Source organism: Neobacillus sp. PS3-34, assembly GCF_030915465.1.
Taxonomy (GTDB): domain Bacteria; phylum Bacillota; class Bacilli; order Bacillales; family Cytobacillaceae; genus Neobacillus_A.
This window is the reverse complement of the sequence record NZ_CP133267.1, coordinates 379,771-404,975: the sequence shown is the minus strand read 5'-3', so window position 1 is coordinate 404,975 and position 25,205 is coordinate 379,771. Positions and strand designations below refer to the sequence as shown.

At 37.1% G+C, this 25,205-nt stretch carries 21 protein-coding genes, 5 pseudogenes and 1 riboswitch; of the genes and pseudogenes, 19 read left to right on the top strand and 7 right to left on the bottom strand.

Going from position 1 to position 25,205, the window contains the following annotated elements:
* The first annotated feature begins 162 nt into the window (after positions 1 to 162).
* The 5 genes from RCG23_RS02180 (at position 163) to RCG23_RS02160 (ending at position 4,312) form a co-directional block, all read left to right on the top strand.
* The gene (locus RCG23_RS02180; protein WP_308178389.1) at positions 163 to 891 is read left to right on the top strand and encodes a hypothetical protein; all 729 of its coding nucleotides are present in this window, start codon (positions 163 to 165) and stop codon (positions 889 to 891) included.
* 138 nt (positions 892 to 1,029) lie between these two features.
* Complete coding sequence (locus tag RCG23_RS02175; protein ID WP_308178388.1) at positions 1,030 to 1,509, top strand: CarD family transcriptional regulator; 480 nt, start codon at positions 1,030 to 1,032, stop codon at positions 1,507 to 1,509.
* A 339-nt stretch (positions 1,510 to 1,848) separates the two neighbouring features.
* A complete protein-coding gene (locus tag RCG23_RS02170; protein ID WP_308178387.1) occupies positions 1,849 to 2,049 on the top strand; it encodes a cold-shock protein in 201 nt (66 codons plus the stop codon).
* A gap of 390 nt (positions 2,050 to 2,439) precedes the next feature.
* Positions 2,440 to 3,960, top strand: a complete 1,521-nt coding sequence (locus RCG23_RS02165) for an ATP-binding protein (RefSeq protein ID WP_308178386.1) — start codon at positions 2,440 to 2,442, stop codon at positions 3,958 to 3,960.
* Between the two features lie 226 nt (positions 3,961 to 4,186).
* Complete coding sequence (locus tag RCG23_RS02160) at positions 4,187 to 4,312, top strand: hypothetical protein (protein WP_308178385.1); 126 nt, start codon at positions 4,187 to 4,189, stop codon at positions 4,310 to 4,312.
* A 43-nt stretch (positions 4,313 to 4,355) separates the two neighbouring features.
* On the opposite strand, the pseudogene RCG23_RS02155 reads toward RCG23_RS02160, so the two are convergent.
* A pseudogene (locus RCG23_RS02155) lies at positions 4,356 to 4,939 on the bottom strand (4-hydroxyphenylacetate 3-hydroxylase N-terminal domain-containing protein); the annotation flags it as partial.
* 588 nt (positions 4,940 to 5,527) lie between these two features.
* Between RCG23_RS02155 and RCG23_RS02150 the strand changes: the two are divergent.
* Positions 5,528 to 6,660: pseudogene (locus RCG23_RS02150) on the top strand (cation:proton antiporter).
* A gap of 748 nt (positions 6,661 to 7,408) precedes the next feature.
* On the opposite strand, the pseudogene RCG23_RS02145 reads toward RCG23_RS02150, so the two are convergent.
* Positions 7,409 to 7,778 (bottom strand): annotated as a pseudogene (locus RCG23_RS02145) (DUF2294 domain-containing protein).
* A 240-nt stretch (positions 7,779 to 8,018) separates the two neighbouring features.
* Positions 8,019 to 8,160, top strand: a riboswitch (cyclic di-AMP (ydaO/yuaA leader).
* Between the two features lie 414 nt (positions 8,161 to 8,574).
* Here RCG23_RS02145 and RCG23_RS02140 point away from each other — a divergent pair.
* The 5 genes and pseudogenes from RCG23_RS02140 (at position 8,575) to RCG23_RS02120 (ending at position 13,409) form a co-directional block, all read left to right on the top strand.
* Positions 8,575 to 9,855, top strand: coding sequence for an ArsB/NhaD family transporter (locus RCG23_RS02140; RefSeq protein ID WP_308178384.1), 1,281 nt, complete (start codon positions 8,575 to 8,577; stop codon positions 9,853 to 9,855).
* Between the two features lie 36 nt (positions 9,856 to 9,891).
* Positions 9,892 to 11,228: pseudogene (locus tag RCG23_RS02135) on the top strand (TrkH family potassium uptake protein).
* Between the two features lie 23 nt (positions 11,229 to 11,251).
* A complete protein-coding gene (locus RCG23_RS02130) occupies positions 11,252 to 11,908 on the top strand; it encodes a potassium channel family protein (protein ID WP_308178383.1) in 657 nt (218 codons plus the stop codon).
* A 101-nt stretch (positions 11,909 to 12,009) separates the two neighbouring features.
* The gene (locus RCG23_RS02125; RefSeq protein ID WP_308178382.1) at positions 12,010 to 12,564 is read left to right on the top strand and encodes a hypothetical protein; all 555 of its coding nucleotides are present in this window, start codon (positions 12,010 to 12,012) and stop codon (positions 12,562 to 12,564) included.
* Positions 12,565 to 12,974: 410 nt separating this feature from the next.
* Positions 12,975 to 13,409, top strand: coding sequence for an AarF/ABC1/UbiB kinase family protein (locus tag RCG23_RS02120; RefSeq protein ID WP_308178381.1), 435 nt, complete (start codon positions 12,975 to 12,977; stop codon positions 13,407 to 13,409).
* A gap of 96 nt (positions 13,410 to 13,505) precedes the next feature.
* On the opposite strand, the gene RCG23_RS02115 is transcribed toward RCG23_RS02120, so the two are convergent.
* The gene (locus tag RCG23_RS02115) at positions 13,506 to 14,108 is read right to left on the bottom strand and encodes a hypothetical protein (protein ID WP_308178380.1); all 603 of its coding nucleotides are present in this window, start codon (positions 14,106 to 14,108) and stop codon (positions 13,506 to 13,508) included.
* 250 nt (positions 14,109 to 14,358) lie between these two features.
* On the opposite strand from RCG23_RS02115, the gene RCG23_RS02110 reads away from it, so the two are divergent.
* Positions 14,359 to 14,568 carry a hypothetical protein gene (locus RCG23_RS02110; protein WP_308178379.1) on the top strand — a complete coding sequence of 70 codons (210 nt, stop codon included), beginning with the start codon at positions 14,359 to 14,361 and terminating at the stop codon, positions 14,566 to 14,568.
* 183 nt (positions 14,569 to 14,751) lie between these two features.
* On the opposite strand, the gene RCG23_RS02105 is transcribed toward RCG23_RS02110, so the two are convergent.
* Both RCG23_RS02105 and RCG23_RS02100 read right to left on the bottom strand, forming a co-directional pair.
* Positions 14,752 to 17,241: an efflux RND transporter permease subunit gene (locus tag RCG23_RS02105; protein WP_308178378.1), complete on the bottom strand. Its 2,490-nt coding sequence runs from the start codon at positions 17,239 to 17,241 to the stop codon at positions 14,752 to 14,754.
* The gene (locus RCG23_RS02100) at positions 17,202 to 17,798 is read right to left on the bottom strand and encodes an efflux RND transporter permease subunit (protein WP_308178377.1); all 597 of its coding nucleotides are present in this window, start codon (positions 17,796 to 17,798) and stop codon (positions 17,202 to 17,204) included. Before RCG23_RS02100 ends, RCG23_RS02105 begins: the two co-directional genes overlap by 40 nt.
* A gap of 239 nt (positions 17,799 to 18,037) precedes the next feature.
* Between RCG23_RS02100 and RCG23_RS02095 the strand changes: the two genes are divergently transcribed.
* The gene (locus tag RCG23_RS02095; protein ID WP_308178376.1) at positions 18,038 to 18,361 is read left to right on the top strand and encodes a hypothetical protein; all 324 of its coding nucleotides are present in this window, start codon (positions 18,038 to 18,040) and stop codon (positions 18,359 to 18,361) included.
* A 142-nt stretch (positions 18,362 to 18,503) separates the two neighbouring features.
* Here RCG23_RS02095 and RCG23_RS02090 read toward each other — a convergent pair whose 3' ends face one another.
* On the bottom strand, positions 18,504 to 18,704 hold the full coding sequence (locus tag RCG23_RS02090) for a cold-shock protein (RefSeq protein WP_026695320.1): 201 nt from the start codon (positions 18,702 to 18,704) through the stop codon (positions 18,504 to 18,506).
* 289 nt (positions 18,705 to 18,993) lie between these two features.
* On the opposite strand from RCG23_RS02090, the gene RCG23_RS02085 reads away from it, so the two are divergent.
* The 6 genes and pseudogenes from RCG23_RS02085 to RCG23_RS02065 all read left to right on the top strand — a co-directional run bounded on the left by RCG23_RS02085 (position 18,994) and on the right by RCG23_RS02065 (position 23,916).
* Complete coding sequence (locus RCG23_RS02085) at positions 18,994 to 19,206, top strand: hypothetical protein (protein ID WP_308178375.1); 213 nt, start codon at positions 18,994 to 18,996, stop codon at positions 19,204 to 19,206.
* 317 nt (positions 19,207 to 19,523) lie between these two features.
* Complete coding sequence (locus tag RCG23_RS02080) at positions 19,524 to 20,000, top strand: hypothetical protein (protein WP_308178374.1); 477 nt, start codon at positions 19,524 to 19,526, stop codon at positions 19,998 to 20,000.
* 26 nt (positions 20,001 to 20,026) lie between these two features.
* Positions 20,027 to 20,889 (top strand): annotated as a pseudogene (locus RCG23_RS25795) (glycoside hydrolase family 36 N-terminal domain-containing protein); the annotation flags it as partial.
* Positions 20,890 to 20,982: 93 nt separating this feature from the next.
* Positions 20,983 to 22,281 carry an alpha-galactosidase gene (locus RCG23_RS25790; protein WP_374049835.1) on the top strand — a complete coding sequence of 433 codons (1,299 nt, stop codon included), beginning with the start codon at positions 20,983 to 20,985 and terminating at the stop codon, positions 22,279 to 22,281.
* A gap of 72 nt (positions 22,282 to 22,353) precedes the next feature.
* The gene (locus RCG23_RS02070; protein ID WP_308178373.1) at positions 22,354 to 22,530 is read left to right on the top strand and encodes a hypothetical protein; all 177 of its coding nucleotides are present in this window, start codon (positions 22,354 to 22,356) and stop codon (positions 22,528 to 22,530) included.
* 321 nt (positions 22,531 to 22,851) lie between these two features.
* Entirely contained in the window at positions 22,852 to 23,916 is a 1,065-nt protein-coding gene (locus RCG23_RS02065; RefSeq protein WP_308178372.1) for a DUF3900 domain-containing protein, read from the top strand.
* 317 nt (positions 23,917 to 24,233) lie between these two features.
* On the opposite strand, the gene RCG23_RS02060 is transcribed toward RCG23_RS02065, so the two are convergent.
* Positions 24,234 to 24,692 (bottom strand): STAS domain-containing protein, encoded by a 459-nt coding sequence (locus RCG23_RS02060; protein WP_308178371.1) that lies wholly within the window; start codon positions 24,690 to 24,692, stop codon positions 24,234 to 24,236.
* Positions 24,693 to 25,205 lie beyond the last annotated feature (513 nt).

The window sequence follows — 25,205 nt, the reverse complement described above, 5'->3', positions numbered from 1 at the left end:
TTTTTCTTGTTTTACACGCTTGAGATGTTTTTTGGAAAAGTTTGATTGATAAATGTAAAGGATATAATTTTAACGGAGGTAGGCAAAACTGTCCTTGGTTTTGTTCTCTTTCTATACTAAGTGATCAATATTATTTGATGAGCTAAAATCCAGGAGGTTTCCATGCCACTATTTTATATTCATGTTGCGGTTCCAATTGAAGAACCAACCTTTGTTAATAGTCTTAAAGTCATTCCAACAGAACCCTATATGTTTGATGATCCCTCGAGGATGACGAAGTTTGTTAAAGATGATGGTGAAAATTTTTTCATAAAGGACGATCTTGACAACTGGTACTTCATGACTTTTTTCTTTGGAAATCAATTAACCGATTTGAAATGGGCCAGACAATATTTTCGGCCTGCATATGTAGATTCTAAAACTCAACTTTCATTAGTGGATTTACTTGAAAAAGAAAAACTGACAGTAAAAGAGAACGGATTTGATAAGGCGTATGGGCATTCCAGTGTATGTATTGATTCTATGTCTCAATTCACTTGGGAGCAGCAAGCAAGGTTAGCGAATGTAGATGGAGAGGACGATCCTCAGGTTGTTAGTAATATCCATTTTATAAGAAATCTTTATAAAAGCCAGGAGACCAGGTACATCGCTGGAGCTGAAACGCGATCTTTCGCGACGGTTACCGAAAATCGATATTATTTTAATCACATTCACTTGCACAATACGGCATTCCTTTATTTGCAATTATTTGTTTACCATCAAGAACATAACGTTTTACCTTCAAATCAAATGGTTCCAAGGCTATTAGGAAACCTTTGGAGTTCAAAACAGGCATCTAATTCCCAGTGGAATCCTTCTTTGATTGAGATTGAAGAAAATAAAAATATATAATGGAGATTTTTTTGAAAAAAAGTGAATAAATTAGTTAAAATCTATTGACGCGCATTTATTAAAAATGATAAAATAATAAATTTGATAAAAAATTATGATTATGTTATAATGTAAATATAATACACGGAGGTGGATTTATTGTTTGAAATCGGCGATAACATTATTTATCCAATGCACGGTACTGGGGTAATTGAAGGAATTGAAGAAAAAGAAATACAGGGACAAACCCAGAAGTATTTTATAATAAAAATTCCTATGAATAATTTGAAAGTATCCATCCCGATTAAAAATATTACCAATTCACACATACGTTCAGTTGCTGATAAGCTTTCAATGGAAAAGGTATTGGACATATTCCATTATGGAGAATCTGATACGTCATTATCTTGGAAACAGAGGTTTAAGATTAACTCAGATAAAATGAAATCAGGTAAATTCCAAGAAGGTGCTGAGGTTGTACGTGATTTAACGAGGATCCAAAGCGGAAAAGCACTTAATTCAAGTGAAAAACAAATGTTGGATAATGCCAGAAAAATTCTGATCGGCGAAATAGGGGTAATCCAAGGAATCACAGAATTACAAGCAAAAGATATGTTGAACATCGGCTTCCAAGTTTAGAACGATCGAAATGACTCTTAGCTGTGAACATTAAGATTACAGTTTTCTCTACTTCTCCGTCTTTAATTGTACAAAATAACCCCTTGTCAATCGGCAAAAATGTTACAAATCGCTTTCCTTTCCATTTTTTAATTGTTGAGAAAAAAAGAATCCCCGAGTAATTGTGCTTCATAACATCAGGAATATTGTCCTGCTTCATTTTGTTTTTCATGTAAAGACTTATCTCTTCTAAATTTATTTTTTTCAAAATAAATGGATTAAAAATGGGTGAACCCGGGTAAAATAATTACGCAACACCACATCAATTGTTTAATTTTCAAATTTTAGGAGGCAACATTAATGGAACGTGGCAAGGTAAAATGGTTCAACAGTGAAAAAGGATTTGGATTCATTGAACGAGAAGGCGGAGATGATGTATTTGTACATTTTTCTGCTATTCAAAGTGAGGGTTATAAATCGCTAGAAGAAGGCGAAGAAGTTACTTTTGAGGTTGAGCAAGGCCAACGTGGTCCTCAAGCTACAAATGTGCAAAAAGCTTAACCTTTAGCCTAAAATGCGATTTTAATGGAATTTTGCAAAAGATGTAAAATTCCTTTTAACACATTGTACTTCAGTACATAAATATAACGGTTCCGTGTGTTAAAGATAATTTTAGAGGAAATTGGTTAACTATATGATTAACTTCACTTGCACCATTAACCTGCTCATTTATTGAGCGGGTTTTTTAGCTAATAAGAAAGTATAAGGGCAACTACACCTCTGTCTTCGCCAAAAATGGCTCGCCAATCGGCGGGTTTTCTTTATGTTTAGCTATCCTGTTTTCTATATCCATTGTAAAAATTAATACGAAATTCCGTGAAAAAAAAGGGAAATTTAGTGGTTTTGTCTAACTATAGGGGTTAGATAATATTATTTTTTATGAGGGATGAAATGAGCTATCAAATTGAGTATATTGGTAGGAAGATAAAAGAATTAAGTAGCGGCGTTTTCAAAACCTTGAAGACACCATTCGGCGAAAAAAATTTGTACACCCTTTTAGTTAACCAACTGGGTTCTCTTCAGCTTTCAGAGGTAAACTTGTTTATTCATTTAGGAGATTTTTTTATTAGCCAGGATGATAAGAATAAAAATAAACTACTTGCCTTTGTAGATGAATTTGGCATGAAATTAATCAATTCCATGGCGCCACTTGATCAGTCTATCAATTTTATTTATCTAACCCGTTGCTCTATTTTGGACGTGCTGGAACGAGAATTTCGAGAAAAAAGGATTTCCGTAGATACCTTTTTTGATGCTATGAAAATACTTGAATACATGTACCAGCATATTTCAAAAACTTTACTGAATCGATACAATGAGGAGTTGTCATTCACCAAATTTGCACTGGATGAGTCGAATGAGGATTTACAAATTACGCTTAGAGAGCTGGCAGATTTACAAAAAGCCCTGAATGAAGCGACAATCTTTTCAACTAGCGATCGAGACGATAGGATTACTTATGTTAATGACAGGTTTTGCAATTTATATAAATATACAAGGGAAGAACTAATAGGGGAAAAACATGAAATATTAAGTTCCAACTTTCATCCGCCTTCTTTTTTTAATAAATTGTGGGAGACCCTTGAGAAGGGCGAGGTTTGGAAAGGGGAAATCCTTAATCAAGCCAAGGATGGCACAAAATATTGGCTGGATACAATCATTGTACCGTTTGTTGATTTAAATGGAGAGCATTATCGGCATATTTCTTTCCAGTATGATATTACAGAAAAGAAGGAAACGGAAGAAATACTGCGTAAAACCGAGAAGCTATCCATGATTGGGGAGCTGGCAGCTGGCATTGCACATGAAATAAGAAATCCATTAACAACGATACGCGGATTTGTACAGCTTTTGACTGAAAGCGGAAATGGTCAATATTACGCCAATACGATCATTGATGAAATAGAACGAATCAATTTTATTGTTAGTGAATTCATGGTATTCGCTAAACCACATACGATTTACTTTAGTGATTGTAATCTAAAAACTATACTTGGCAGTGTGATTAAATTTCTTGAGCCGGAAGCACTGCTGAAAAATGTAATCATTGAATCCGAGTTTCCTTCAGAGGAAGTCGTGGTTTCCGGAGAAAAAAATCAGTTAAAACAGGTGTTTTTAAATATAATAAAAAATTCCATGGAGGCGCTGCCTTTTGGCGGGAAAATTTATGTTTCCATTGAAAAGAATGACGATAATATTTTAATTACTATCGAGGATAACGGTGTCGGAATGGGCGAGGAACAAGTGAAAAAATTGGGAGAGCCTTTTTTTACGACAAAACAAGATGGAAATGGCTTAGGGCTGATGGTCAGCTATAAAATCATCCAGAATCATAAAGGAACTATTAATGTTAAAAGCGAACAGAATCACGGAACCACTTTTAACATTTCATTTAAAAACCCAACTAAATAATAAAATCCAAAATTGGATTGTTTTTTTAGGATCGAAGCTGTCATTGAGGCAGCTTTTTTTATTGTCCTATCGGGAAGGGGAGTTAAAGAAGAAATTCAAATAGCATAGCCTACATAAAAGAAAGCAAACTAAAATCGTGGGTGCCGATAACGAAAATAATATGTAAATGTATATTTTATATAGTTGGCACCCTTGGTGTAAATCAAACTACAAGGGTGGTGAAATAATGGCTAAAAATAAGAATAACCAATTTAAAAATAATAAAAAAGCTCTACCAAAAACAGATGTAGAATTTGCGGGAAATGGACTTGAAAAAATAGCATTAAAAGCCCAAAAAAGTCAAAATAAATAAAAGACAGGGGGGCAGTAATCCTGTCCTCCTGTCCTTCAAATTAACCGCCTTGAGTAGCGAGCAGGCGGGCACCTTTTATGATGATTCCTTTTTCATTTCTATCAATAACCTTAGCTGAGATAGGCTGCTTCGTATATCCCAAATAGGACTGGGAACGATTCACCTGGGGAGTAATAAATGTATGTGTAAACGAGAGGTCTTGTTCCATCGCCCTTTCATATAGGGATTGTATATTTTCAGGAAAACATTTTTCTCTATCTTTTAATAGGGAGGCAGAAGATGCAAAGCTCATAATAGCCGTGTTCATATAGTCAGGGCTTCTTCCCATCATTCCATGGGTACATCTCGCCCAGTGTTCCATCATCTTTCTCCTTCTCTTTAAATCCTCTTTTGTTTTTGGCTGCAAATAGGAAAGTCCAATAGATTCTTTTTTGGTAAAAAGAAAGTCATTTCTTCTTTTTGAAAAGAATCATTTTGTAAATCATAAAGAAAAGCCTTAGACTTAAAAATCCCTTTAAAGGCAGGATGTTCAGAAATTTTTTCCTTAATTTTTTTACCGTCATACCAAATTTCATTTTCCATCTCATCTAAACGATCAATAAAATCTTTTCCGTTAATGGTCCCCATTTCTGCCCGCTCCTTTTGTTGAAACCTCCAAAAAATCGTACTAGTTTAGCTAGTTCCATTTTATTGAAAAAAACAGCTGCTTGTTCCTAATGGAAAGCCTTGTTTTAAATTGGGGAAAAAGCACAATCTTAACGAAAATTACAATGTTTGCCTTTGGTGTTAATGAGTAATTAGCTCTATTCTGATTTTTGATGTATTCACCATTACATAGGTGACTAAACTTGATCCGTTGGAAATAACGGTTGAACAATAAACCATCATGATGAGGAGTAACGTGTTGATTTTGGCATTTTCAATTCTCTATTCCTATTTATTTACAATAAACAATAAACATATATAAATTTCCTTTAACGGGGAAGAGTGTAAAACTTCGAGACCATTCCCTTAAGGCAGTTTAATTAAATGAAACCTTTTGAACTTTCAATCGTATTATTAGAGTGGAATAAGGTTACTAAATTAATTGAAACACTATTTTTTGTTGGAGGAGTCTGTCACCAAGGGCTATTTATGCCCTTTTTGTGAACAGGCTTTTTTGTATTTTTTTATGTTTAATACAAATTCTATTAAGAGGGGAAGGTGGGAGTATAAGTGTTAATACTTCAACTAGCAATAATATTAATTGCATCAAAAATAGCGGGGAGTTTAAGCGTAAGATGGGGACAGCCATCAGTGCTTGGGAAGCTCCTTATTGGAATTGTATTAGGGCCATTGGTATTAGGGTTGGTTACTGAAACAAAAACCTTAGCAGAATTCAGCCAGATTGGTGTAATATTTTTGATGTTTATTGCAGGATTAGAAACTGATATTGATGAATTTAAGCGAACTGGAAAAGCATCCACTTTTGTAGGTATTGGGGGTATTATCGTTCCAATTGTTTTAGGTTATTTTGCCGGGATGATGTTAAACCTCACCTTCATACAATCCTGGTTTTTAGGATTATTGCTTTCTGCTACAAGTGTAAGTATCTCCGTACAAGCGCTGAAAGAAATGGGTCAATTAAAGACTCGCGAAGGAACCACCATTTTAGGTGCAGCTGTTATTGATGATGTAGTAGTTGTGGTTGCTTTGGCATTTTTAATGAGTTTTGCAGGTGGAGATGTCAATTTAACCACAGTAATTTTGAAGAAAGTTATATTTTTTGCAGGAGCCATAATTGCTGGCTGGAAAATAGTTCCTTTATTTATGGAAAGATTCGCCATATTAAAGGTATCGGAAACAGTTATTTCTTCTGCTTTAATTATCTGTTTTATATATGCCTACCTAGCAGAGTACACAGGTGTAGCTGCAATTATCGGAGCGTATATTGCAGGGGTGGCCATTAGTTTAACTAACTTCAAACAGGAAGTTTTTGAAAAGGTTGAAACCATCGGTTATTCTATCTTCGTTCCTGTATTCTTTACATCTATTGGAGTAACGTTCATTTTGGAGGGATAAAGGAAAATATTGGTCTAATTATGATATTAAGTATTGTGGCTATTCTTACCAAACTAATCGGTTCATCTATTGGTGCAAAGGCATCTGGATTCTCCTGGAAAAGTTCCTTGGGGATTGGTTCAGCAATGGTTTCCCGTGGTGAAGTTTCATTAATTATTGCCGCTATTGGTTTAGAATCGAAGTTACTGAGCCAAGAATTGTTCGCTGTGATCGTTATTGTCGTACTCGTGACAACGATTGTTACGCCTCCATTGATGAAAGTGTTTTTTAAATCAAATGCAAAATAAAAAAAAATGAGTTTAACATCCTAACATCTCCTGAAAAAAGCAGGATTTCTTTCTAAGATTTTTCATGACTTATAAAATGATCGGATGGAAGTGCCCAAAATCCAGCTGCCTACTGGCGGATTTTTCTTATTCCCCTAAAGTAAGAATAAAGTTTCAATTGAAACTTTATTCTTATGAAATCATAGTAAATAAAAATAGCCGAATCAGCAACAGGAAATGAGAGGATTGGTAATTAAATTAAGAAATAAATGGTTCGAATGTCAAAGGTGCTTTCTATGTCCTTTGTCATCTCCCTTCAAATGTATTGGTACAAGGATTCTTATTGACGGCCACTAAGAAAGTGTAGAAAATAAATTACCATTAGAATTGTTTAAAATGTATTTTATGTCCCAACTGAAAATGATAAATGTCTATATTATCTCTTTTTCGATATAAAAAAAAGCCAGCTTGATTCTAAGCTGCCTTGAATTTGTAAAAGTTTATTTGATTAAAGAAAATAATCTTGTGAAAAAATTTTTGTTCTTATCTAATATCTTTAATTCATTCATTAATAAGAATTGTTCATGATCCGCTATCCATTTCTTCAAATCATGTTTATTTTGACAATGGGTTAAGTACGTTTCTCCACTTTTCCCTACCGCGTTTACAACATATCTATAAGAAGAGTCCCCCATATAAACCTACCTTTATTAAAGTCTCGTTAAATATATAACTAATAACAAATTAAAAACATAAATAGAATCCATATTTATGAATTGTTATCCATGTATTTTTCTAAATCTTTATCGACGATAAACACTTCGATTCTTTCACCAGTCTTTGTACTTATATCACTGTGAGAGGAAAGGACCTTGCATTTAGAAATAAATTCAACAATACTTTCATGCTCTTCACTGTAAAGCTCTCTAAGCAGCGTGCGCATTTGCTTAACGAGTTTTTTGCCGGGATTTTTGCTCACCAAATGCTTTTCTTCTATCGTAAGGACCCCCTTAAAACGGGTAATGATCATATCACAATGTAGGTTTTTGCTTCTTGTGGCCTCTACCAATAAGGTCACGCTGAAATTTTATAAAAGCCGCACTTATGTCAGCCTCCAGCTTCTTTTTTGAAAGAACCATAAATCCTCCGCAGCTACTCTTGTATGAAATCTAACGACCTTATGATATTTGCTTTGTTAATGTTTGTCAATGAAATTTTTAAACCTTTACAAATGTTTAAAATAACTATATTGATCTTTACTCAATAAATAAAAGCATTCGAAGAAATTTTAAATATTAAAAGCATTATATTTATTTTCAATCAATATAGGGTTTACAAATTATAATTTAAGGTATTAGAATAATGTTCATGAACGACAATTTAATTATCGGCTCAATCTCAAGCAATTGAGAACGGAGGACCCAAAAAAAGGGGGTTAATTCTGCATAAGCAGAAGGGATGAGAGATATCTTTCGCCATCCTACCCGTCAGCTAACTTCGTCGGCTAAAGCGAAGGAGGTCTTAAGACCGCCTTAATCGGGGGGCTTTTTTACTGTGTTTAACAATAGTAATAAAGCAGCCTGAAATACGCTGGTCTTTTTATTATGCGTATAAATTGAAAAGGTTTCTTGGAAGACAGAATGCAAAGAGAGCTCAATTAGCTTGCTAGGCGTTAAGTTGGCCAATGAATACTTTTTCTCCAAATTTTATTTGTGTATGTCTGTTTACCTCAATGTACCTTTATTTTCAATTATAAGGAACATGGGTGTATTAAAGCTGTGCACTTGAAAAGGGGAAAAGTGTCCATTGGCCTATTTTTATTTTTCATAGTCATTTAAAGAAATGGAGTGTTTTTTCACCTTTTGTAATTCATAAAAATGAATTGGATATCGCTATGAATCAAATACTATGTTGAACTAAATTCAGGAGGTAAATATGAATTCTGAAGCATTTATTGCCCTTAGCATCTTTCTAATTACCTATGCACTTATAATTACAGAAAAAGTCCACCGGACAATTATTTCTTTGATTGGTGGATTGTTGATGATCTGTTTTGGGATTTTGAATCAGGAGTCTGCGATACACCATATCGATTTTAATACAATAGGCCTGTTAGTAGGGATGATGATTATTGTGAACATCACCGCTCAAACAGGGCTATTTGAATACATAGCCATATGGTCCGCAAAAAAAGCAAAAGGAAAGCCTATTAATATTCTTGTCATCCTAAGCCTGGTTACAGCATTTGCATCAGCTTTTTTAGATAATGTCACGACAGTTCTGCTCATTGTGCCCGTAACGATAAAAATCACTTCTGAATTAAAGGTTAATCCTATTCCATTGTTAATAGCAGAAGTATTTGCCTCTAATATTGGAGGTACCGCAACCATGATTGGGGATCCCCCTAACCTGATGATTGGCAGTGTTGTAAAAGAACTAACCTTTCTCTCATTTATTGAAAATTTGTCGTTAGTATGCTTCATCATCTTAGTTGTTACCTTACTAATTTTTGCACTTATTTATCGAAAGCATTTAAAGACAACAGAGGCTTTAAGGGAACGGCTCCTTAAAACAGACGAGAAAAAGGAAATCACCGATATACCATTATTAAAAAAGTGTCTGCTTATTATTGCATTGACCATTGGTGGGTTTTTCGTCCATCAATTCATTGGCATAGAAACAGCCACTATTGCATTAGCCGGAGCTTTTCTTTTACTGTTACTGACAGGGGAAAAGCATTTGGAAAGGTCCCTGGAGAAAACAGAATGGACCACCTTATTCTTCTTTATGGGCTTGTTTGTCATAGTGGGAGGGTTAGTGGATACAGGTCTCATTGCTATGGTGGCGAAAAAAGCCCTGTCCTGGACAGGCGGCGAATTAAAATCCACGACACTCCTTATCTTGTGGATGAGCGCCATTCTTTCCGCATTCGTGGACAATATTCCCTTCGTCGCCACCATGATTCCCTTGATAAAGGAAATGGGGAAAATGGGAATGACAGATTTACAGCCATTATGGTGGAGCCTGTCACTGGGAGCCTGTTTAGGGGGAAATGGAACCTTAATAGGAGCGAGTGCGAATTTGGTTGTAGCAGGATTAGCGGCAAAAGAAGGGCATCCTATTTCTTTTATGCAATTTTTAAGAGTCGGTTTTCCATTAATGGTTATTTCAATTATTATTTCATCGCTATATGTCTATATGAGATACCTACTATAATCATCAAAAAATAATTTGACAGTCAGGATGGTAAACATGAAAAAATTAAGGGGGTTTTTGGACCCTTCGAAGGTTCTTGTTTTGGGCTTTGCTTCAATTATCGTTATAGGTGCTATTTTGCTTACACTCCCCATTGCAACAGTCGACGGTAACGGTCTTTCATTTTTGAATGCCATGTTCACATCCACATCCGCTACTTGTGTTACAGGACTCGTTGTAGTAGATACCGGAAGTACATTCACTACATTTGGTCAGTTGGTCATATTATTACTGATACAGGTTGGTGGATTGGGGTTTATGACCTTTGCAACCTTTTTCTTCTTTATATTGGGAAAAAGGATATCACTGAAAGAACGACTGTTGCTTCAGGAATCTTTAAATAATTTAACTATTTCGGGAATTGTGAGATTAGTAAAGAGAATCTTAGTTTTTACGGTTGTGATTGAATTCGTTGGGCCTTAATCCTAACAATCCGTTTTGCTTTTGATATGCCAATTGGTAAAGCCATTTATTTTGGAATTTTTCACGCCATTTCAAACTTCAATAATGCAGGATTTGACTTAATGGGAGAATTCAAAAGCTTTACACCTTATGCAGAAGATCCTTTCGTAAGTATCACCGTAATGATGCTTATCATCTTAGGTGGTATTGGATTTATAGTAATGAATGAGCTATACGAGTACCGTGACACCAGGCGCTTGTCGATACATACAAAGCTGGTATTAATTACAAGTTCGATCCTTATCATTGTTGGAGCAGTCCTTATTTTTATTTTCGAGTATGGAAATGAAAAAACGTTAAGGCCGTTATCCGTTTCTGGTAAAATTTTGTCGTCCTTATTTCAATCGGTAACTCCAAGGACAGCGGGTTCCAATACGTTAAATATTTCTGACTTAACTCAACCTTCATTATTCCTGATTATTTTTCTTATGTTCGTAGGTGCCTCTCCGGGATCGACCGGCGGAGGAATTAAAACAACAACTTTTGCTACTTTGCTTGGCACGGTTTGGGCACAGATTAAAGGAAAGGAAGACTTGGTTTTTTTTGACAGACGAATTGTCATTGAAACCATATTGAAGGCACTCACTGTGACAGTAAGTGGATTGTTTCTTGTAATGCTCATTACGATGTTGCTAAATATTACGGAAGTAGGAAAATCATTCTTAATGATTTTATTTGAGGCTACATCGGCTTTTGGCACCGTTGGTCTTTCAATGGGGTTAACCCCTGAATTATCACACATAGGGCGAATGCTTATTATATTTACAATGTTTGCTGGAAGGGTAGGTCCTTTGACAATTGCATTTGCAATAGCTATGAGACGAAAACCGGACGCCTTCCGATACCCGAAAGGAAAAATTATGATTGGTTAATTCAAACTAGGGAGTGTAGTACAATGAAAAAACAAAATTTTGCTGTTATTGGTTTAGGAAGATTTGGAGTAAGCGTTGCTCAAGAACTAAACGATGCTGGGCACGACGTAATGGGATTAGATATTAGTGAAGATCGTGTAGAAGATGCTGAAGAATTTGTCACCCATGCTTTAGTGGCTGATTCTACAGAAGAGGAAGCGCTAAAATCAGTTGGAATACGTAACTTTGATTGTGTCATTGTGGCAATTGGAAATGACATGCAGTCAAGTATATTGACAGTGTTGCTGCTAAAGGAACTTGGGGTGGAAAAAGTGATAGCAAAAGCACTGAATAAACATCACGGTAAAGTCCTAGAAAAGGTAGGAGCTGATTGGATTATTTATCCAGAACGAGATATGGGACAACGGGTAGCTCGCCAGCTGCTTTCACCCAATGTATTGAATTTTATCGAACTCTCACAAGATTATAATATTGAAGAAATAAAAATACCTTTAAGTATGACTAATAAAAGTCTCCGAGATCTTGATTTGCGTGCGAAATATAATGTTAGTGCCATTGCCATTGTAAGAAATGGGGATATCATCATTTCACCATCTCCGGATCAGGTTATTAGAAGAGAAGATATTCTGGTAGTTATTGGGAACAGGGAAGATTTAAATCATTTTTCAAATTTATCTTGACCTTATTTGTAATTCGATAATACGTTTTTAGATGCAGAGTGGTCGTATGTTTGCTTTTTATTGCGGATTACTAAGCCAGTAGAAAGGGGGTGTTGGTCCAGATGCAAATTCAGCCTAACGGTGAGTTAATTCAAAAACATCTTATGAATGATGATCAGTTTTATCTTGGATACTCTGATGGATTTCTTGATATTAATACACTTTCCTATCGCGGTTTTGGAGCTGTTTGGACTAGAAAAAATAATGTAAATTATATTATTGGATACCTTTTTACTGATAATCCTCAAGACTTTCGAGAGTATCTGAAAGATGGTCATTTTCTAAATACGAATGAAGTTGATTGTAAATCATTAAGCCTGATTTATGACACAATTAGGTTAGAACAGGAAAAGAAGAATTGGAACACTAGAAAGCGGCTGCCAATATTAACAGTTTTCCGTCACCCATGGCGCAGCTTTCCACCAGGTTGGTATATATATCGTTCAAGAGAACACTATCCGTTTATTGCTTCTGTATTACATCGAACATTATGTACATTTACGATAGAACATTGTAGAGTTTGCGAAAATAATGAAGATATCATTAAATTCATCAACCAAACAAATCAGGAACATTCTATAGATATTAAAATGAACTTCTATGACACATTTATTTAGAACCTTAGAGTTTATCTTGAAAGATTTTTACATACACTAAATCTAAGTTGAGATTGACTATCAGCAGGAGTACCCTAGGTAACCCTGCTGATTTTTCGAGTGGCAATTGAGATTATACAACAGATGTATGGGGATTTTGTTCAACGTATGGGTGCCGATAAACGAAGGATTTAGTTAAAATCTAAGTTGTTAATGAATATTCCTTTCTAGTATTAACTAACTAGACGAGATTAACAGAAAATAGAGAACAATATATAATTCTTATTACAAGAATAATATTGTTTGTAGTTTGTTATATGTAGATTTTGTTTGGGTTAGTCCTTATTAAGCGAATGTGAGCATTTGAATGACCAGGAAAATATTTTATTTAACCATAATAAAGAAGATGGAAAGAAATGAGAGGATTGGTAATGAAATTAAGAAATAAGCTGGTTCGAATATCAAAGGTGCTTTCTATGTTCTTTGTCATCTTCCTTCAAATTTATTGGTACAAATTTCGAAGAAAACCTAAAGATGAGTGGGAAAATCTTTGGGGGAAAATAGGAGAACGATTTCGAAAAACACTGTTTGAATTAGAAGGATTACTAATCAAGATTGGACAGATTCTAAGTACTCGAGGCGAATTGCTGCCTAAAGCATTTATACGTCAAATCGAAGATCTTACAGATAAAGTTCCTCCTTCTAATTGGAGTGATATTCAGGAAATTCTTGAAGCAGAATGGGGTAAGTCTCTAAATCAACACTTTCTTTCAATTATTGGCAGTTGTTTTTATTGTACTAAATTTTCTCATCAACAATCGCAGCTGACAATGCAAAAAGGACAGGGTTATTTGAGTGGGATTTAGAATATTCAGATGAAAATATCTTATTAGCCCGGTGCATTAGTATAAACAATCATTGCTACAATTAAAAACACATCACATCTAAATTTTATCCCTTCACTATTCCTCTTTGCTTCCACCGTAAATTATATGACCATCTGCTCCATAAACTGTTACATCCGCTGGTTTAAACATTTCATCTTTAGAAGTAACATACCAAACCCACAACGCAGCCGTACCTGAACCTCCGCTCATACCAGCCAAGTCGTCCCGAACGAAAAATTTATTTGGCTGTATATTGCCTTCACTATTTATAATGATGGTCTTTGCATTGTCTCTGGCAAACCCGTATATAATGGAGAAATCCTTTTGAACATTATTTTCAACTCTCCAGGTTATCGGTCCTGTCTCCTCCTTTTCCTCTCTGAACTCTTGGAAATCCAATCCTGGAATCATTTTTACCATTTCGGTATGGTCTTTGCTGATAAGTACAGGAAGGATTCCGAATCCAGTCTCGGCAAAAGCCACATTTGAATTGGTATCAATTAAAATCACTTTTTTGCAATCCCCATATTGTGCCGCTACTTTTGTACAGATTTTCTCTTCTAAGGATGTAGTAGGAATAGAATTAGAACCAGGACTTGAACCAGGACGGGAAGCTAAAAAATAAAGTAACACAATTAATCCTAAGGAGAGTAAAGCTATTAAAATTTTTTTACTCATTTCCATCGCTCCCAATTATCTATAATTTTATATTATTCAGACGATTATGATTATAAACCACACGCATTTTTCCTTAGGAATAAATATGGATAAAGGAGGAGTTTAGTTTAATATGATACCTTCCATCTGTTTAATTGAGTGCCAGCTCATGTTATAATGAGTAACTTAGGATCGTTACTACTTTTAGCAATAATTGAACGGATGCCAAGAAAAGCCTCCGCATAGCGCTAAAATATAGAGGTGTAAGAGAATGAATAAACGATGGACGATTGGTAAAATTAATGAATTTGTTGAAAAGAATTCGGAAAGTAAGTTGCTAACGACGGAATATCTCGGTTTTTCTCAAAAGTTACTATTTAAATGTGCATGTGGCAGCAACTTTGAAAAAACATTTACGAAATTTAAAAATAATAACCAACGTAAATGTGACGTGTGCCAACCGCCAAAAGCGACACGGTAACGTATAGAGAATAAACGATGTGCCGATTTCTATTAAAGAGAAGTTGGCACTATTTTTATTTTATAGGAGTAATATGATGGATGACGAATATCACTGAAAAGATTGTGTTGAAAAACAAGAAAAACAGCAAATCAGGATTTGCTGTTTTTAATGTCTTTTAATAGTTTATTTTCCTATAGTCTATCAAAAAGAGATTCCGTTAAGATTTTCTTCTGTTCTTTTCTTTACTCCATTTTGTCTCTGTTTTTTTGCTTTTCGGAAGTGGAACAATTCGTAGAACGTTGGAATGACTATCAGTGTCAGTAAAGTAGACACAATCAGTCCGGATATAACCACGACGGCAAGTCCTTTGGATACAAGATTCATGCTCATGGCTGATTCATGTCCAAATAATAGCGGAACCATCGCAAACACGGTTGCAAGGGCCGTCATCAAGATTGGACGAAGACGGACAGTTCCTGCTTCCATAATCGCTTCCCGAATGCTCATCCTTTCTTCATTATGACGGATTCGGTCAACTAAGACGATGGCGTTGGTCACGACGATACCCACAAGCATCAGCATGCCAATTCCAGATGAGATGTCTATGCCTGATTTTGTTACGACTAGGCCTAATAGAGAACCGATCGCCGCAAGCGGAAGGGAAAGCAAGATTGCAAAACTTGCACGGAATGATTTCAGCGTGATCAAAAGAATCATGAATACAATTCCGATTGAAAACACTGCAAGCTTTCCGAGTTCCTTCAAATCATCAGATGACTGCATGGAAGCTCCCGTGATTTCAGCGCTTGTGCCATTACCAAAAGCATTGTCATTTTTCCACGTCAGTAATTGTTTTTGAATTTCTCCGGCAACGGTGGCCATTTTCTTCGGATCAACCGTTGCGCTCACTTGAAGATAGTGATGTCCGTCTTTGGAATAAAGGGTGCCCGGTTGTTTGACCTGTTCGACTTTTGCCACTTTTGATAACAATACCGGACCGTCTTGCGTCATAATTTCTAAGTCTTCCAAGTCTTTCGATGTCCGGATTTCCTTTAACGCACCGAGTTTCACCGTAGTGTTACGTCCGTCGATCTTCATGTTTCCGATGATAGCCGGCTGCAGCATTGCATGAAGAGACCCGGAAATTTCCTCAGCGTTTCCGATTTTCGGATCCACCGAAATGGTGACCGTCGGTTTTTGGTTCTCCTCATTGCTTTCTACTTTTTGAACACCGTTAAGGGTGTTTAATTTTTTCATGATGATTTCGGCTGCTTTTTTAATTTTCAAATCGTTTTTACCTAACACATCCACTGAGACAGTGGTTTTGTTTTCACCCATTAGACCCGCTGTATTGGCTGTTAACTCTGCATTAGGGAATTGATCTTTTGTTTTCCGCAAATCTTGAGCGATCTTAGCGGAATCGGCGCCTTCCTTCAAAAACACCATGAACTGGATTTGATTTCCGTCCTGAAGTTCCCCAAACTGTGCTGCATCGGCATTATTGCCGACCTGAACAATGTTATTTTTCACACCTTTTTCGTTTGAAAGAATGGTTTCCATCTTGGAAAGACCATTTTTAATGTCATCAAATTTCGCCCCGTTTTTATACTTTAAAAGAACGGAAAGATAGGCACTGTCTTTTTGGTCTACCGAGCCTTTTGGCATTGAAACGAATAATCCGACGGCTCCGATGACCACAACGACTGATAGTACTATCGGAAGCCATTTATGGTTCAAAGACCAACGTAGAACGGAAGGATAAAAGGTCCCAGCTTTGTGCTCTTTTGTTTTGACGTTTTTCATCAATCGTCCGCTGAGTGCAGGCACTACGGTTAATGCCACAAGGAGTGAAGACAACAGCGAACAGGTAATGGTAATCGCAAACGGCGCGATTAAATCTCTTAAACTACCAGAAGCAAGTAGCATCGGAAGAAACACCGCTACCGTCGTAAGGGTAGATGACGTAATGGCGGCTGCCACTTCTTTTACCGATTCCACGATAAATGCTAGTGTAAATTCATTTCCTTGTTTTCTTCGGAAGATGTTTTCCACTACTACGATACTGTCGTCCACGAGTCGTCCGACGGATACGGCAATCCCGCCTAGTGTCAGAATATTTAGCGTGACACCAAAGAAGGATAATAAAATCATGGTAATACAAAGTGAAAGCGGAATGCTGATAATCGTAATTAAGGTCATGCGGAAGCTTTTCAGGAACAGCCAGATAATCAATGTGGCAAATAAGGCTCCTGTCAGCACTTCTCTTGTCATCGAATTAATCGAACCGAGAACCGTATCGGCTAAATTAATAAATATCGTTGCGGTAAACGTTCCTTTGTAGTCATGGTTAATTTTCTTTGCGATATCTGCCACTTGCTTACCGACGGTGACAGCATTGCTCGTTGAATCTTTCTGTACCACAAGTTCAATAAAATTCTTTCCATTCATATGCGTAATACTGGTAGTATCTTTCTCCATCGCCACGTCAGCAACATCTTTCAGTTTGGTGCTCTTGTTTAACTGAAGGTTCTGAATGTCTTCAAGATTTTCTAATTTCCCTGTCACGATGATGCTGGTTTCTTGATCATTCAAAATTTGTTCGCCTACGGCAACCGATGCATTTTTTCCACGAAGGACTGTATACAGCTTTTCTAAAGGATATTGTGCAGCGGCAAGTTTTGCCGTGTCCACTTTGATTGAAACCTGCTGATTTTTCCCCCGTAGGTCATGACGTTTCCGACACCTTTAATGTCTTTGAACTGAGGAAGGATCTCGTTATCAACGAGGTTTAATTCTATATTTCCGATTTCTTTATCGAACGATAGCCCTAAGTAGACAACCGGAATCTGCGATGTATTAAGTAGCACAACATACGGTTTCATGACTCCATTTGGCAGATTGACCATCGAGATACTGTCTTGAATCTGCTGCTTGGCTTCTTTCAGGTTCGTGCCGGATTCAAACGTCACTGTCATCTGAGAAAAGTTATTGCCCGTTTCAGCCACTACATTTCGTTTCCCTTTGATGCCGGTTAATACCTTTTCAATGGGCTGTGTGACCTGTTCGTCCATACTGACGGCGTCCATACCGTTACCTACTGCCGAAATTGTAATATACGGCTGGTCTGCGGACGGCATAAGTTCCATTGGGATAGTGGTATAACTGAAAATGCCGAAGATAATTGAGGCAATTACGGAAAAAACGAGTGCTGGTCTATTCCGCAAAGCCCATTTAGTGAACCATGTCATAAATAACCTCCAGATATATAAAATTGTCAAACTAGGTAAATTGTACCATTAATTTCGAGGTATTTCATCAAAAATTGGAAAATTCATTAAATTAGTAAAGAAGAGAGTCTTTAAAATCACTTCAATTAACACGACCAGCCAAAATATTAAATTACCTAATGTGAGTATAGTTAATCGATATAATTTTTATTGGTCATACTAAAACATATTCTAAATGTAAAATAGTACGGAGGGAAAACATGCCACGAAAAGCTGCACAACTCGAGGACGCTTCTGATACAGAAACAAATGACCTTTTGCTAAATAACGAAAAAAACGAAGAGGAAATCGGTAACCTTAATCGTATGTTAGCAGCTGTATTGAATTATCTGTCAGATGATGAGGTAGTAGAGATAGATATCGAATACATTTTGGATAATACGGAAGGTCTTCGAGAATGGTGGGATCGATATCGAGAAAGCAACAGAAAAAAGATTGAGGAAGAAATCAAAAAATCTCTAAGTGAATTATCTTTGAAAGAACTTGAGAGAATCCGTGAACATATAAAAGAAAATCAGGATTGAATGTTACTATGTACAATTGTATCAACCTGTACATAGTAACATGTTTAATACTCAATTAAAGTGCTAATCGATATTTATCGATTGGCATTTTTATAATAAAAAAACAGATCCTTAGAGGATCTGTTTTACATGGTAAAATATATTACGCTTTTTGAACGTTAGCAGCTTGAGCTCCACGAGCACCTTGCTCAACGTCAAAAGTAACTTTTTGACCTTCGTCTAATGATTTGAATCCTTCAGACTGGATTGCAGAGAAATGTACGAATACGTCTTCTCCACCTTCGCGCTCGATAAATCCAAAACCTTTTTCTGCGTTAAACCATTTTACTGTACCTTGTTCCATAATTGTTGCCTCCTAGTGCGTAAACCACACAATGTGTTACTATCCTTGCCCAAAGTGATCATTAAGACGAAAAGTTAAACACTTATACAATCCTTTACACCGAACAAAAATAATTCTTCTTTAGTATAACCGATAATGGACTTGAAAGCAAATTAAAATAAATCGGTAAAAAATATGGCGGTAGAAATGATGTTGAAAAGTGCAGAGGAAAATAAGAAATAAAAATAGATATTTACAGGAAAAGTCCTCCAATAGGTCGAATTAATAAGTAAATGAAGGGGTTGACCCAATGAATAAGGACAGATTATTAAAAGATCTTCAGAAAGCAACTCGTGGAAACTTTTTTTCTATTGAAATTCCAACAGCTTCGAAGAACGATGAAAATATCATTCGAGAAATGGTTAATGAATTAGAAAAAGAAGGGAAAATCAAATTAAGAGAGTGTATTCCACGAGAATACTCCTTTTATTTACATGGGATAATTAAGTATTCATCAGAATAAAAGGTGTGCTTTCTTATGAAGGTTATTTTAAAAACATCAGCAGCCACACACTCCATGAATGTGTGGTTTTTTCAATTTCTCCCCAAAGTTTTTTAAAAGCATGAAACTAATTGAATGGTCAAAACGTCTAAAAAATGTAAGAAAATTGAAAAGAAAAATCTTTGGGAGAATCCTTAATTTGGAAGGTCTAAAGAACAGCAACGTGGGTAATAAGGTAACAACGAATAAAATTAATTTCTAATTTTGATTTTAAAAAGAATGAAACGGCTTGGCCATTCGTATAATCTTTTAGAGAAAAATAAGGGGGATGGAGATCCTTGGTTAAAAAAGCAATAGCTATTATTTTTGTGTTGGCAGCCCTTTTTGGAAATGTTACTTCTTCAGAAGCCCTTACCAATTCAAAACCTGTTACAGAAAAAGCAACAACCTATATTACTGGAATCAGTTTTAAGAGTACTAGAATGTACGGCCATTTTGATTATATCCAGTGGTTTTTAGGCAAGGAAGCAGATAAAGAGTTCCTAAAGGATTGCAAGTGCAGCAAGGAAATGCAAAATGCACCTGACGGCTACTGGATTCGAAATGTGAACCCTAAAATCCGCACATTCAGGATTTCAAATACAGCACAATATGTACTGCAGACACGTACAGGGGAAATCAAGTGGAATGAGAAAGTATCAAAATCTCAATTCCTGAATTTCTTAAAGAAGCGCAACCAGGATCACGTCATTCCATTCCACTTGGAAATAAAAGACGGAGTAGTGATAAAAATTACGGAACAATATATCCCTTAATTAATAGATTAAAAAAATGAGCCAGCATGGTTCATTTTTTTTGTGGCCAAACATACATTACTGTATTTGATGTATTGATCGAAAGGATGAGGATGGTGGGAATTCTCTATGATGCTAAAAGCAAGGTGTTCCACCTTCAAGGCAACGATGTAAGCTATGTCATGCAAATCGTAAAAAATGGTTATTTGGCGCATCTATATTGGGGGAAAAGGATTGAAAACTATGCTGGCAGCAATCCTCTTTCTTTTATTAACCGTACATTTTCTCCTAATCCAGATCCCAATGACCGCACTTTTTCACTAGATACTCTGCCACAGGAGTATCCAGTATACGGGAATACGGATTTCCGTTCACCCGCTTATCAAATACAGCTGGAAAACGGCTCAACGATTACGGAGTTGCGTTATAAAAGTCATAGCATATTTTCGGGAAAACCAAGGCTAGAAGGTCTTCCTGCCACCTATGTAGAGGAAAAAAGCGAAGCGCAGACACTTGAAGTCGTATTAGAGGATCTATTAATTGGATTGGAGGTTATCCTCACCTATACGATTTTCGAACACTTTAATACGATTTCCCGTTCTGTTCGTTTTGAAAATAAGGGCAGCAGTAAGCTGAAAATTCTTCGGGCTCTAAGCGCCAATGTAGATTTCCGTGATGCTCAATTTGATTTGCTGACACTTTATGGCTCTCATACAAATGAATGTAATATCGACAGGAAGCCAATTCGCCAGGGATTCAGTCCATTGAAAGCAGACGAGGGGCAAGCAGCCATCAGCATAATCCGTTTTTTGCGCTGCTTCGAAAGGATGCAAATGAGGACCATGGTGAGGTATTCGGATTTAGTTTTGTTTATAGTGGTAACTTTTTGGCGCAGGTTGAGGTAGACCAGTTCCAGACTGCACGAGCCTCTATCGGACTGAATCCGTTTGATTTTAGCTGGCTTCTTGAACCAAATGAAAGCTTCCAGTCTCCTGAAGCCATCATGGTTTACTCTTTCCAAGGCATAGGAGAAATGTCCCGTACGTTTCATGAGCTGTACCGCACGAGATTATGCAAAGGATTATACCGTGATCTAATACGGCCAATCCTGATTAATAATTGGGAAGCGACCTATTTTAAATTTACCGAAGAAAAAATAGTGACTCTTGCGAAAGAAGCAAGGGATGTCGGCATTGAGTTATTTGTGTTAGACGATGGGTGGTTCGGCAAAAGAAATAATGCTAAAAGCTCGCTTGGCGATTGGGTCGTCGATAAATGGAAGCTTCCTAACGGTCTGAGAGGTTTAAGCCGGAAAATTGGTACAATAGGGATGGAATTCGGGCTGTGGTTTGAACCCGAAATGGTTTCACCGGACAGTAAGCTATATCGCGCGCATCCCGATTGGTGCCTGCATGTTCCAAACCGAAGTCGTTCGGAGGGGAGAAGCCAGCTTGTACTGGACTTATCAAGACGTGAAGTATGTGATTATATTATTGAAGCTGTATCAAAAATTCTCACAAGCGCACCCATCAGTTATGTAAAGTGGGACATGAACCGCCATATGACTGAGGTCGGTTCGGCTGCATTACCTTCAGAGCGTCAGCGAGAAACGGCCCATCGGTATATACTGGGGCTTTATCGGGTCCTTGAAGAAATTACAGCGAGGTTTCCACACATATTATTCGAAAGTTGTTCGGGCGGCGGTGGCCGTTTTGATCTAGGAATGCTCTATTACATGCCTCAAACGTGGACAAGTGATAATACGGATGCCATATCCCGTTTAAAAATTCAATATGGTACTAGCCTTGTCTATCCTGCCATTACGATAGGCTCCCACGTATCAGCGGTTCCGAATCACCAGGTTCATCGAATGACCTCTCTATCCCTCAGGGGGAACGTAGCAATGTCGGGCAACTTGGGATATGAGCTAGATTTGACTAAGCTGTCAAAAGAAGAAAAGGAAGAAATCAAGCAGCAAATTAATTTTTATAAAGAAATTCGCCATCTTGTCCAATTCGGCCAGTTTTATCGGCTGATCAGCCCTTTTGAAGGAAATATGGCTGCATGGTCGTTTGTTTCAGAGGATCAACAAGAAGTTGTTGTCTGGTTATATAAAATACTCGCTCAGCCCAATGAACCATTATATTGCTTGCCACTGAAGGGATTGAATCCCGGCTTTCAATATGTACAAATCGAAACAGGAAAAGCTTTTGGCGGTGATGAATTAATGTACTCAGGACTGGCAATTCCAATTCAAAGAGGGGATTTTGCCAGTGCTTGCTGGCGATTTGAAAAAGTATAAAGATAATTCAATGTATAAGAATAATGGAGTATCCCATACTAACTTCAAAAGCGTAATGAGGTGAAGTGCAGGATGGAAAAGTGGAATGAACAAGGTGCTACGAACAATAATTTGCCACCGCAAACGATTCGGACTTCAAAGAAAATGATGGGCAGATCAAATGTGGAGCACGAGTTTTCAGAAGAATTGTCAGATGGGGCTGAACGGGATCTTTACATTCAAAAACAGGTTCGGGATATGATTGAATAAGAATGAGGGCGGTGGAAAAGTTACTTTTCCACTGCTCTTTTTATTCATATTACGAGTTTCTCGCGCGTTTTCGCAATAATCTCGCGTGTTTTTTAATTTTTCTCGCGGATTTCATCGTTTATTTCGCGGAATAGAGAAAGTTTCTCGCGCGTTTTCAAGATAATCTCGCGAATAGACGAAAAACGGTCACCTTGAAAAAGGTGCTTTGCAAGAAAAGATGGCACAGATCATTTCTCCATAACATACCCCCATTTTCAAATTGACGAATCGTACAGCCTTTCCTATACTTGTAAAAGTGACTAAAAGGGACAGGGTGAGACGATGGAATTCCAGGTTAACTATTTATCTTTTTATGTGATTCAGGTTGAGGGCAAAGGGGAGCAGGCAGATAAGCGCTACAAGCATTACCAGACGCTCGACAAAGAGGATTATGAAGATAGCCCTTTAAAGGATTTTCTGGACGGGGAATTTACGAAAATCGTCAAACGCAAGGTGGAGCGCCATCCGAAAACGGAGGAAGTACCGACGAAGATCGGTTATTTTATCGTTGAAGAGGGGCATGATTTAACGTCCAATCCGAATTATAATTTGTTTAATAAAGTCCGTTTTGCGGATACAAAAGAAATTTTTCAAAATGAAAGTGAACGATTTGTTTCTGCTTATATTGATACAAGTGCTGTCAGGGGCGGCGTGTTTTTGGTTGCCCAGGCAAAAATGAACCGGTATTTTGATGACCCGTTTGTGTTTATTTTAAAATGCGATTTCGAACCCAAGGTGGCATCCATTTCAGATGAGTCAACGCTGATCCGCCATGTTGAGATGGCAATTACGACTAAAAACATGAAGTCCATCCAATATCCTTATATGCCTGAGGAGGGAATGCTGGAGGAGCATGAATTGAAAATCAACCAGGCTTCACATGCACGCTACTTCGAGGATTTCCTTAAATATGTTGAGTACGGCCAATCCATGCCTGAAATCGTTAAAACACAGGTAATTGAAATGGTGAGAGGGCATATGGAGGAAGCGTTTGAGCCGGAAAGTGAGGAACGTGAACAGCTTGAAACGGCGATGGAGGTGTGGGCTTCCAGTGAAAAAAGAGAGCTGCAGGAAAGGTTCAACACAGAGCAGGTCGTAGAAGCGGCAGCACAGATTGTAGAGCAGACACCGGATCTCGAATTGAAAATGAAGCTGGACCATATTTCAGTGAGGGGACTGCTCGCTGATTTCGGTGATATCATCCATTTATCAAAAGTGAACGGTAAATATGTCCTTATGATCGAAGCGGATTCCGTCATTTTTGAAAAAGGATTTTCTCCAGTAGAATTTTTAAAACCTGACAGTATCGAAGATGTCATCGGCAAGATTCAGCGAAAAAAGGGGTAAATAAAAAGGGTGCATTTGCAGAAGAGCTGCAATGCACCTTTATTTTCGTCTAGGAAATTTTAAAATTAAATGGTGTGGATAACTTCTACAAGTTGTATTAATCTAGCTCCAGCCCCCAGCCCCTGGAGGTCATAAGCCAAATCACTCCAGAAATCAGGATTTCCTGCGTGATTCGTCTTATGCCTGTCGGGGCTAACCAGGGCGCTTGCGCTTTTTGTTCTTTATACCTTCACAATCTTATGCCCTGTTTTTCCCAAACATATAAAATTCCTTGTTTAAAGGATTGATATGTTTGGCCGAGCATGGAAAGTTTGTCATTAACAATAGAGCGGGCCATTTCTGCCGATACCGATATATATTGGCTCCACGCCCATTAATACCAGGGCTTCATGTATTTGCTGTAAGTGGAATGCGATTTCAGAATTCAATTCATCAGCTATACCTGAAAAATCAAAGAGGATAAATTCGATTTCGTGTTTTGAGCAATAGGTTAGTACTTTCTCTTCCATAAAATGAAGGCGGTCTTTTGACAGTGTTCCGAGTACTGGTATAAGGATAGAAGTATCTAAAGCCAGAGGAATGATAGGAGTGTCCAATTCCTGAATCTGTTTTTTTGTTTCTTGGATCTTTTTTTCATATTCGGTGACATCTTTCCATGTCAATATGTACCCTATTCGTTCACCATCATCACCGATCAACTGGTCAACAACGATGTTTGCTGAATAGGTTTTGAACAATGTAATATTCGCAAAATGAGGAAAAGGACCATGTTCCAAAATTTTCTTCTGTTTTCGCCGTGAAATTGATGTAAACTTTGCCCAATGAAATCTTCAGGATTTTCAATTTTGACATAGGGCCAAGCAGTTTTAAAAGTAATTTTGCCGAATGGTTTAGCCACACAATTTCATAGTTGGTATCAGCGATTAAAATATTTTCGCTTACTTTGTCCAGCAGCTGTCTAATGGTCTTATTTTGAAGAAATTCGATAGACATTGCGTACCTCTCCATTCTATTAACATTAAGGGTAATTATATAGGAGAAAATAATAGAGTACAATTTTGAGTGTGTAGAAACTTCAGAAAACAATATGAAGACATAGAAAAAGACGCCTGCTTTCGCAGGCGTCTTTGCGTATTGAGGCGAAAAACCACACGCCACATCGTGTGTCCCTAAAAGGGGCGTTTCTCGACTTACACAATTCAGCTCATCGCTTGATTAATATAACACGATTACTTACTAGTTACAAGAGGAATATTTTTGAAGGAATTCCTGGCGCTTTTCAGAATATA

What these genes read in the sequence shown, in the direction of transcription:
- RCG23_RS02180 (WP_308178389.1), top strand. Translation starts at nt 163, where the DNA reads ATGCCACTATTTTATATTCATGTTGCGGTTCCAATTGAAGAACCAACC.
- RCG23_RS02170 (WP_308178387.1), top strand. Translation starts at nt 1,849, where the DNA reads ATGGAACGTGGCAAGGTAAAATGGTTCAACAGTGAAAAAGGATTTGGA.
- RCG23_RS02165 (WP_308178386.1), top strand. Translation starts at nt 2,440, where the DNA reads ATGAGCTATCAAATTGAGTATATTGGTAGGAAGATAAAAGAATTAAGT.
- RCG23_RS02160 (WP_308178385.1), top strand. Translation starts at nt 4,187, where the DNA reads ATGGCTAAAAATAAGAATAACCAATTTAAAAATAATAAAAAAGCTCTA.
- RCG23_RS02140 (WP_308178384.1), top strand. Translation starts at nt 8,575, where the DNA reads ATGAATTCTGAAGCATTTATTGCCCTTAGCATCTTTCTAATTACCTAT.
- RCG23_RS02130 (WP_308178383.1), top strand. Translation starts at nt 11,252, where the DNA reads ATGAAAAAACAAAATTTTGCTGTTATTGGTTTAGGAAGATTTGGAGTA.
- RCG23_RS02125 (WP_308178382.1), top strand. Translation starts at nt 12,010, where the DNA reads ATGCAAATTCAGCCTAACGGTGAGTTAATTCAAAAACATCTTATGAAT.
- RCG23_RS02120 (WP_308178381.1), top strand. Translation starts at nt 12,975, where the DNA reads ATGAAATTAAGAAATAAGCTGGTTCGAATATCAAAGGTGCTTTCTATG.
- RCG23_RS02115 (WP_308178380.1), bottom strand. Translation starts at nt 14,108, where the DNA reads ATGAGTAAAAAAATTTTAATAGCTTTACTCTCCTTAGGATTAATTGTG.
- RCG23_RS02110 (WP_308178379.1), top strand. Translation starts at nt 14,359, where the DNA reads ATGAATAAACGATGGACGATTGGTAAAATTAATGAATTTGTTGAAAAG.
- RCG23_RS02100 (WP_308178377.1), bottom strand. Translation starts at nt 17,798, where the DNA reads ATGACATGGTTCACTAAATGGGCTTTGCGGAATAGACCAGCACTCGTT.
- RCG23_RS02095 (WP_308178376.1), top strand. Translation starts at nt 18,038, where the DNA reads ATGCCACGAAAAGCTGCACAACTCGAGGACGCTTCTGATACAGAAACA.
- RCG23_RS02090 (WP_026695320.1), bottom strand. Translation starts at nt 18,704, where the DNA reads ATGGAACAAGGTACAGTAAAATGGTTTAACGCAGAAAAAGGTTTTGGA.
- RCG23_RS02085 (WP_308178375.1), top strand. Translation starts at nt 18,994, where the DNA reads ATGAATAAGGACAGATTATTAAAAGATCTTCAGAAAGCAACTCGTGGA.
- RCG23_RS25790 (WP_374049835.1), top strand. Translation starts at nt 20,983, where the DNA reads ATGGTTTACTCTTTCCAAGGCATAGGAGAAATGTCCCGTACGTTTCAT.
- RCG23_RS02070 (WP_308178373.1), top strand. Translation starts at nt 22,354, where the DNA reads ATGGAAAAGTGGAATGAACAAGGTGCTACGAACAATAATTTGCCACCG.
- RCG23_RS02065 (WP_308178372.1), top strand. Translation starts at nt 22,852, where the DNA reads ATGGAATTCCAGGTTAACTATTTATCTTTTTATGTGATTCAGGTTGAG.